This is a genomic window from Shewanella abyssi (assembly GCF_023284025.1).
Taxonomy (GTDB): domain Bacteria; phylum Pseudomonadota; class Gammaproteobacteria; order Enterobacterales; family Shewanellaceae; genus Shewanella; species Shewanella abyssi.
The window spans coordinates 20,388-28,568 of sequence record NZ_JAKIKR010000057.1; the positions used below are offsets into that span (position 1 = coordinate 20,388).

Consider the following 8,181-nt stretch of genomic DNA (forward strand, 5'->3'; position numbering starts at 1 on the left):
ATTAACGGCCTCCTAATGGTTGTTTGGCTTTAGCACGGAAAACAGATAACTGGCCAATGCTGTTCAATATCGACAGCAATAATGCTAAGCCCAGTGGCCAGTAAAAAAGCTCTGACTGTGGACGATAACTTAACTGTTCTCGGCTTATGGGTTCTAGATTATCTATCTCTTGATATATACGTTCTAGCTCTTCGGTATTACGAGCACGAAAATAGCTGCCGCCTGTTTTCATCGCAATCTGTTTAAGCTGGCTCTCATCTAGATCCATCGATGGATTAACACGCTCTCTTCCAAAGAGAGTGCGCCGTTCCATCACTTCAGCACCCACGCCAATGGTATAGATGGTGACTCCTCTTTTTGCGGCAATATCTGTGGCTAATTCTGGCGATATTGCGCCAGCATTATTGGAACCATCGGTAAGGAGAATTAATACCCTATTACTTTCCTCTACCTGATCGAATCGTTTAACCCCGAGTGCGATAGCTTCACCAATGGCGGTTTGTCTACCCACTAAGCCTATTTCTGCTTCGTTAAGATACTGGGCTACGGTTCGCCTATCTTGAGTGAGAGGGGATTGCAGGTAAGCATGATCTGCAAATAAGATAAGCCCGATACGATCACCTTTACGACGTTCAATAAACTGGCTGATAACGTGTTGGATAAGGGTGAGTCTGTCGCTGACCTTGCCATCGATGACCATATCCTCTATCTGCATACTGCCAGACAAGTCAACAGACAACATTAAGTCGCGCCCTTTACTGGGTAGCTCTATTGGCTCTCCCATCCATAGTGGCCTTGCAACGGCGATAACCAATAACACCCACAAGATCCAATAACCTTTCTTTGTATCTGCATTGATTTTAATGGGAAGGTTCTGTGCCTTTATATCACTGCCGGGCAGATAAAGATGGCCACCGAGTGTTACCCGTTGCTGTTTGTTTCTAAAAAGTAGTGGTAGTGGCAATAGCAGTAATAGCCATGGCAGTGCTAGCGATAACATTGTTTAGCCCCCATATTGGCGTTGGACATGGCGTTAAGTCTCTTCTGCTCGAGTGGCAGCGCCGTTTTTAACCAGTGCTTGGCACTTTGCTTTAATGTGACAGCTTGAGCCTCGGTTAGCGGTGTTGGCCGATAAGCCAACTTCAGTAGCTCACATAACTCAACGGGTGGTCGGTCGACCTGCGCGTTAAGCCAAACATGCCACTCAATACCCGATAAGCCTGCAACCGATGAGCGGTCGCAGTAACTCATTGCGGCTCGTTTTAATATGGCACTGACATTGGCAATATATTGCCCAGCGTTAAGATCTAGATTTGCAAGTTCCACTAATGCCGCTCTCTTAGCGGCGCTTTGCTGGCGGCGTTTTTTGAGATAAATAAACCCAGCAATCAAAGAGATGGCAGCGGCTAGTAACACTATCCAGTAGCCATAAGCTAATGGCCAAATCCCAATTTCAAGCGGGGTTTGTATATCTTGTAGTGAGGCTAAAGCTGGGTTAGCGGGCGAGTTCTGCAAAGCCATCTATCTCAATGCTCCCAATTGTTGATTAAGACGTTGCCCTGCATCAATAACGCGGGTTTCAACATTGATTTTTTGCATCATGTCGGTAAATTGCGATTTAATGGTCTGTTGATTTTTGAGCCATTGCTCGTAGCTGTGTCTATCGATGATGCGCTCTTTATTACCGTCTTTAACTGGCAGTTGAAAGTGTTTTGGTAAGCTCAGATTACCTTCACGTAAAGGGTCGGTTATGAGAAATGCGCCCATATCACAGTGACGTTTTAAGTCAGACAACATGGCTAGACAGGCGGGGGTAAAATGGCTGCCATCTGAGACAATCCAGATAAGCGAACCAGGCTTAGCTAAACGTCTCAGTCGCTGGCAGGCCTTTAGCATGTGATCGGGGTTAGACTCTTGCGCTGACAGTGCTTCTAATTGACGTTGATGTAGCTGCTTAATCGCTGACACAAGTTGCAAAATACCTTGTTGTCGGCTTCTTGGTTTAAGCTCTATGTGTTCTCGCTCTGTCGCAATAACAGCGCCGAGTCGGTCGCCGTGTAAAATGGCATTCCAGCCGAGCGTGGTGGCTACGTGCGCGGCTTGTACAGACTGGAGTAACAAGCTAGAACCGAAGTACAGGCTATGGCTCAAATCGAGCAATATCAGAATAGGGCGCTCACGCTCTTCCACAAATAGCTTGGTATGTGCTTTGCCTGTCCTGGCGGTTACGCGCCAGTCGATAGTCCGTACGTCATCACCGCTTTGATAATGACGAACTTCGGCAAACTCCATGCCTCGACCTTTAATTGCGCTCGACCTATGCCCGGCTAAGTTTGCTTTTGCCTTCGAGCGTTTTTCAGGCAAGGCTCGCGCAATACGCTGGCAAGCAAGTAGCTCTTTTTCATTGATGTTGATGCCATCAGCAAAAAGAGGTAGCTCTGAATTGACCATTAAGGAACCGCAACTTGCGACAGAATATGGTTGATCACATCATCAGCAGACACGCCGTCCGCTTGTGCTTGGTAGCTAAGCAGTAATCTATGGCGCAATACATTAGGTGCTACAGCTTGAATATCTTCAGGCGAGACAAAATCGCGTTCGTACAGATAAGCCCGGGCTCTGGCACAGCGCTCTATTGAAATGGTGGCACGTGGGCTAACACCATATTCAAGCCAACTGGCCAACTCTGGGCTATAAGCGGCAGGTTGACGCGTTGCCATTACGATGTCGACGATATATTTCTCAAGTGGTTCAGCAAGATAAATCTGTAAAGCCTGCTCTCGAGCTGCAAAAATATCGGCTTGAATGATCGGTGTCACTGTTGGGATCTCTTTCTTCAGTGCCTCGTTACGAGAAAGGCGCAAGATTTCAAACTCAGTTTCAGCACTCGGGTAATCAAGATTTAAATGCATTAAAAAACGGTCTAATTGTGCTTCCGGTAGTGGGTAAGTCCCTTCGTTTTCAAGTGGGTTTTGCGTTGCCATCACCAGAAAAAGTTCAGGCAGAGGGTAGCTGTTCTTGCCGACGGTGACTTGGCTTTCGGCCATGGCCTCAAGGAGAGCTGACTGCACCTTTGCTGGCGCACGGTTAATCTCATCAGCAAGAATTAGATTATGAAATATTGGCCCCGCTTCAAACTCGAAGGTCCCGGTTTGGGCACGATAGATATCGGTACCGGTAAGATCGGCCGGTAGCAAATCTGGGGTAAATTGAATTCGATGAAAGTCGCCCTCTACGCCATCGCATAATGCTTTTACTGCGCGGGTCTTGGCAAGACCAGGCGGGCCCTCGACCAGAAGGTGTCCATCGGCGATGAGCGCTATTAGTAAATTTTCAGTTAGTGTCGGTTGTCCGAGAATAACGGTATTTAAGTATTCGCGTAGTGCGTGAAATCGACTCAAAGGCATGATGGTACTCAATTTATTATGTATAGATACTATGGACAATCTCTATGGTAAATAATTCCATTGGGGTTTGGCTAGTGTTAAAAAACAAACAAGTGTTTAAAAATTTTCATTTAAAAGTTAGAATCAGATCACACTTTAATGGTCAGACCTGTTTGTCTGATATTAGATAGGTTTCTCAGGGATATAAAAAAGCGAGCAACTTCAACGGTTAGCGACGCAGAATAAGAGGGTGGAAAATGAGTAAAAGACAGCAAGTCACTAACGCTAGAGGCGAAAGGATCGCGATTGTGTCGGGATTACGCACGCCATTTGCCAAACAAGCCACCGCATTTCATGGCGTATCGGCGTTAGAAATGGGCAAAATGGTTGTTAATGAACTAATTTCACGTTCAGAACTTGATCCCAAGCTAATTGAACAGCTGGTCTATGGTCAGGTTGTGCTAATGCCGGCAGCGCCAAACATTGCCCGTGAAATCGTTTTAGGCACGGGCATGGATGTCAGTACCGACGCCTATAGTGTCACTCGCGCCTGTGCCACCAGTTTTCAGTCAACGGTCAACGTTGCCGAGTCTATCATGACAGGCAACGTGGAAATTGGTATAGCGGGTGGTGCAGACTCCTCTTCTGTCGTGCCGATTGGTGTTTCTAAAAGGCTCGCTCATGCTCTCGTAGATCTTAATAAAGCGCGTACTTTTAGTCAAAAGTTGTCTATTTTTCGTCGTTTAGGCTTGAAAGATTTACTGCCCGTAGCGCCTGCTGTTGCTGAGTTTTCGACTGGGTTGTCTATGGGGCAAACGGCTGAGCAGATGGCAAAAACCTATAATATTAGCCGCGCAGATCAAGATGCCTTAGCACATCGCTCTCATACTTTAGCGACCGAAACATGGAACGCTGGCAAGCTGACCCAAGAGGTGATGACGGCGCATGTGCCGCCGTATAAGGGCTTTATTGACCGTGATAATAACATCCGTGAGAACTCTAATCTTGAGTCTTACGCAAAACTACGCCCTGCATTTGACCGTAAACACGGCTCAGTGACCGCCGCAACCAGCACGCCATTAACTGATGGTGCATCAGCAGTATTGCTGATGAGCGAAGGCAGAGCCAAAGCTTTGGGTTACACGCCTATTGGCTATATAAAAAGTTATGCATTCACTGCTATTGATGTGTGGGAAGACCTGTTAATGGGTCCATCATACGCGACGCCATTGGCACTACAGCGTGCCGGTATGGAGTTAGAAGATCTGACTCTTATTGAGATGCATGAAGCATTTGCGGCACAAACATTGGCCAATATGCAGATGTTTGGTTCGAAGAAATTCGCTGCAGAAAAGCTAGGCCGTAACCGCGCAATTGGTGAGATTGATATGAGTAAATTTAATGTACTGGGTGGTTCATTAGCATATGGGCATCCATTTGCAGCTACAGGAACACGACTTATTACCCAGGTTTGTCATGAACTTAAACGTCGTGGCGGCGGAACAGGTCTCGCAACAGCATGTGCTGCGGGTGGTTTAGGTGCGGCAATGATAGTTGAAGTGGAGTAACAGAAATGGAAAAGACATTTAATTTAACTCGCCGAGAAGACGGTATCGCCATCCTGACAATGGATGTACCAGGCGAAACCATGAACACACTGCGTAGCGAGTTTGGTCCAGAGATCAGTGACATGCTTGCTGAGATTAAAGCTGATACTAGTATCAAAGGTTTAGTACTGGCCTCCGGCAAGAAAGACTCTTTTGTGGCCGGTGCTGATATCTCAATGTTGGCCGCTTGTGAAACGGCAATGGATGCCAAGCTACTCTCTCAACAAGGGCATGTGGTCTTTAATGAATTGGAAAACCTCAACATTCCGGTTGTTGCCGCAATAAATGGTGCTTGTTTGGGCGGTGGTTTAGAGCTGGCACTGGCATGTCACCTGCGAGTATGCAGCCTTAATGGAAAAACCATGATGGGTGTGCCTGAAGTGCAGCTTGGCCTGCTGCCTGGCGGCGGTGGCACTCAGCGTTTACCTCGACTAGTGGGGATCACTACAGCGCTAGATATGATGCTCACGGGTAAGCAAATTCGACCTAAGCAGGCATTGAAGATGGGTTTGGTTGATGATGTTGTTCCTGAGTCGATTTTAATGCGCACTGCGATTGAGATGGCATTAGCGGGCAAACGCTCTGGGACAAAGAAAAAACAGTCATTGATTAATAAAATGCTTGAAGGCACTAGCGTTGGTCGTAACATTATTTTTGATCAAGCTGGTAAGCAAGTTGCCAAGAAGACCCAAGGTAATTATCCAGCACCGGCGAAGATAATTGATTGCGTACGTCAAGGTATGACGAAAGGCATAATTAAAGGATTAGACGTAGAGGCAAGTCACTTTTCTGACTTAGTGATGTCGAAAGAGTCTGCGGCGCTGAGAAGTATTTTCTTTGCGACAACGGAGATGAAAAAAGAGACTGGCGCGGGTGATGTTAAACCACGTAAAGTCAAAAAAGCGATGATACTGGGTGGCGGCTTAATGGGTGGCGGTATTGCGTCAGTGACCACGACAAAAGCGAAAATTCCGGCTCGAGTAAAAGATATCAGTGAAACGGGTCTGAGCAATGCATTGTCTTATGCCTATAAGTTACTCGACAAAGGAGTTAAGCGTCGACATATGACGCCGGCTGTCCGTGACAACTTAATGGCATTGATGACCACAACGACGGAATATAAAGGCATTAAAGATGCTGATATCGTTGTTGAGGCAGTATTTGAAGATCTGTCGCTTAAGCATCAGATGGTCAAAGATGTTGAGCGTGAATGTGGTGAAAATACTATTTTTGCTTCAAACACTTCATCTTTGCCCATTGCACAAATTGCCGAGGCTGCAAGTCGACCTGAAAATGTTATTGGCCTACACTATTTCTCTCCAGTAGAGAAAATGCCATTAGTCGAAGTGATTGCTCACAAGAAAACCTCAGCTGAGACTATCGCAACTACCGTCGCGTTTGCACGTAAACAGGGTAAGACGCCAATTGTTGTGCAAGATGGGGCTGGTTTTTACGTCAACCGTATATTGGCGCTGTACATGAATGAAGCTGCGCAACTGTTATTAGAAGGGCAGAGCGTAGAGCATTTAGATAAAGCGTTGGTCAAATTTGGTTTTCCCGTTGGGCCAATGACATTGCTCGATGAAGTTGGTATTGATGTCGGAGCGAAGATCTCTCCTATTTTGGAGGCTGAACTTGGCGAACGTTTCAAGGCGCCTGCCGCGTTTGATAAGTTGTTAGCCGATGATAGAAAAGGGCGTAAAAATGGTAAAGGCTTCTATCAATACGGCTCAAAAAAGAAAGCTAAAGAGGTCGATAGCAGCGTTTACACCGTGCTTGGTTTAACGCCTGGAAATAACAGCGATGCAAGTGAAGTCGCACAGCGATGCGTTGTGCAGATGCTTAACGAAGCAGTCCGATGTTTAGACGAAGGAATTATTGCTTCAGCTCGTGATGGCGATATCGGCGCTATATTCGGCATCGGATTTCCGCCGTTCTTAGGGGGGCCTTTCCATTATATCGACACTCTTGGTCCTGCTAAATTAGTTGATATTTTATCGGCTTATCAATCTAAGTTTGGTGACCGATTCGAACCCGCAGAAAGACTAAAACAAATGGCTAGCGAACAGAGTTACTTTTTTAAGTAATCATCTAAAAGCGTCAAAAACTTAACAAGGCGGCTACATTTGGCCGCTTTTTTTGTTTCCGCGGCAAAAACCGACAAAAAACTGACTAAAAAACACTCAAATGTTTGCGGCGTTGGCTATATAATGCTCCTTTGGTACAGATCTTCAGGTATGGATGCTGACTTATTTGATGTGAGGTGTAGGTAAGTGGTATTCACAGTCGTTTTATTATTAGCTTTATCAGGGTTCTTATTAGGGACAAAGCGCTTTTAAAGCAGGCTTACCGGTGAAACGCTGGGCACTCGCGGGGGCTTTGTTTGGTCCTGCAGCTTATCCTTTGTTTAATTCACATAAGCAATTAGCGTACAAAAAAGCCACGGGAAAACAATCTTGTTGGTTAGAATTTTAAGGCTTTTATAGAGACTAAAAAAGGAGCATAGGCTCCTTTTTCTTTGTATCGCTTTAGACTTTAGTTTCTAAAGTTAGCCCCACCAACCTTTGGCAGCAACGATCTCTAGATGTTGTAAGCCATCAGGAAGCTGTACTTTCCTACGTAATGGCTTTCTTAGTCCTAACATCAGCATCAAAGAATTAATCATTGTCGTTCTCCTTAGGCATTAAGTGGGTGTGTATTAATTCCACCAAACTTTGGCTGGAATGACTTCAAGATGATTTAACCCTTCAGGAAGCTGAACTTTCTTACGAGCTGGTTTAGCGAGACCGAGTATTTGCATAATTGATTCAAACATAATTTCTCTCCTCTACGCTGCAGCGTGATTAAGTAACTTGATATGCGGGATACCAGCGGTTTGCAGCGGCTTCACCTTGATATGCGGGATACCAGCGGTTTGCAGTGGCTTCACCTTGATATGCGGAATACCAGCGGTTTGTAGTGGCTTCACTTTGATATGCGGAATACCAGCGCTAAGTAGCGGCTTCACCTTGATATGCGGGATACCAGCGGTTTGTAGCGGCTTCACCTTGATATGCGGGATACCAGCGGTTTGCAGTGGCTTCACCTTGATATGCGGGATACCAGCGGTTTGCAGTGGCTTCACCTTGATATGCGGGATACCAGCGGTTTGCAGTGGCTTCACCTTGATATGCGGGATACCAGCGGTT

Annotated in this window: 7 protein-coding genes; 2 read left to right on the forward strand and 5 right to left on the reverse strand. The window is 46.1% G+C overall.

Translation table 11 applies throughout. The features are described 5' to 3' along the window. Window position 1: 1 nt before the first annotated feature. The 4 genes from L2755_RS18750 to L2755_RS18765 are packed head-to-tail and all read right to left on the reverse strand — an operon-like array spanning window position 2 to window position 3,407. The gene (locus tag L2755_RS18750; protein ID WP_248982206.1) at window positions 2–1,000 is read right to left on the reverse strand and encodes a vWA domain-containing protein; all 999 of its coding nucleotides are present in this window, start codon (window positions 998–1,000) and stop codon (window positions 2–4) included. Beyond that, a complete protein-coding gene (locus tag L2755_RS18755; RefSeq protein ID WP_248982207.1) occupies window positions 988–1,521 on the reverse strand; it encodes a DUF4381 domain-containing protein in 534 nt (177 codons plus the stop codon). The genes L2755_RS18750 and L2755_RS18755 overlap by 13 nt, the downstream gene beginning before the upstream one ends. Beyond that, window positions 1,522–2,451, reverse strand: a complete 930-nt coding sequence (locus L2755_RS18760) for a DUF58 domain-containing protein (protein WP_248982208.1) — start codon at window positions 2,449–2,451, stop codon at window positions 1,522–1,524. It abuts the gene before it with no gap. Beyond that, window positions 2,451–3,407, reverse strand: a complete 957-nt coding sequence (locus tag L2755_RS18765) for an AAA family ATPase (RefSeq protein ID WP_248982209.1) — start codon at window positions 3,405–3,407, stop codon at window positions 2,451–2,453. Before L2755_RS18765 ends, L2755_RS18760 begins: the two co-directional genes overlap by 1 nt. A gap of 236 nt (window positions 3,408–3,643) precedes the next feature. On the opposite strand from L2755_RS18765, the gene fadI reads away from it, so the two are divergent. Next, the gene (fadI, locus tag L2755_RS18770; RefSeq protein WP_248982210.1) at window positions 3,644–4,954 is read left to right on the forward strand and encodes an acetyl-CoA C-acyltransferase FadI; all 1,311 of its coding nucleotides are present in this window, start codon (window positions 3,644–3,646) and stop codon (window positions 4,952–4,954) included. 5 nt (window positions 4,955–4,959) lie between these two features. Next, window positions 4,960–7,080, forward strand: a complete 2,121-nt coding sequence (fadJ, locus tag L2755_RS18775; protein ID WP_248982211.1) for a fatty acid oxidation complex subunit alpha FadJ — start codon at window positions 4,960–4,962, stop codon at window positions 7,078–7,080. Between the two features lie 740 nt (window positions 7,081–7,820). Here fadJ and L2755_RS18785 read toward each other — a convergent pair. Continuing rightward, a partial coding sequence (locus L2755_RS18785) for a hypothetical protein (RefSeq protein ID WP_248982212.1) occupies window positions 7,821–8,181 on the reverse strand: 361 nt, incomplete at its 5' end.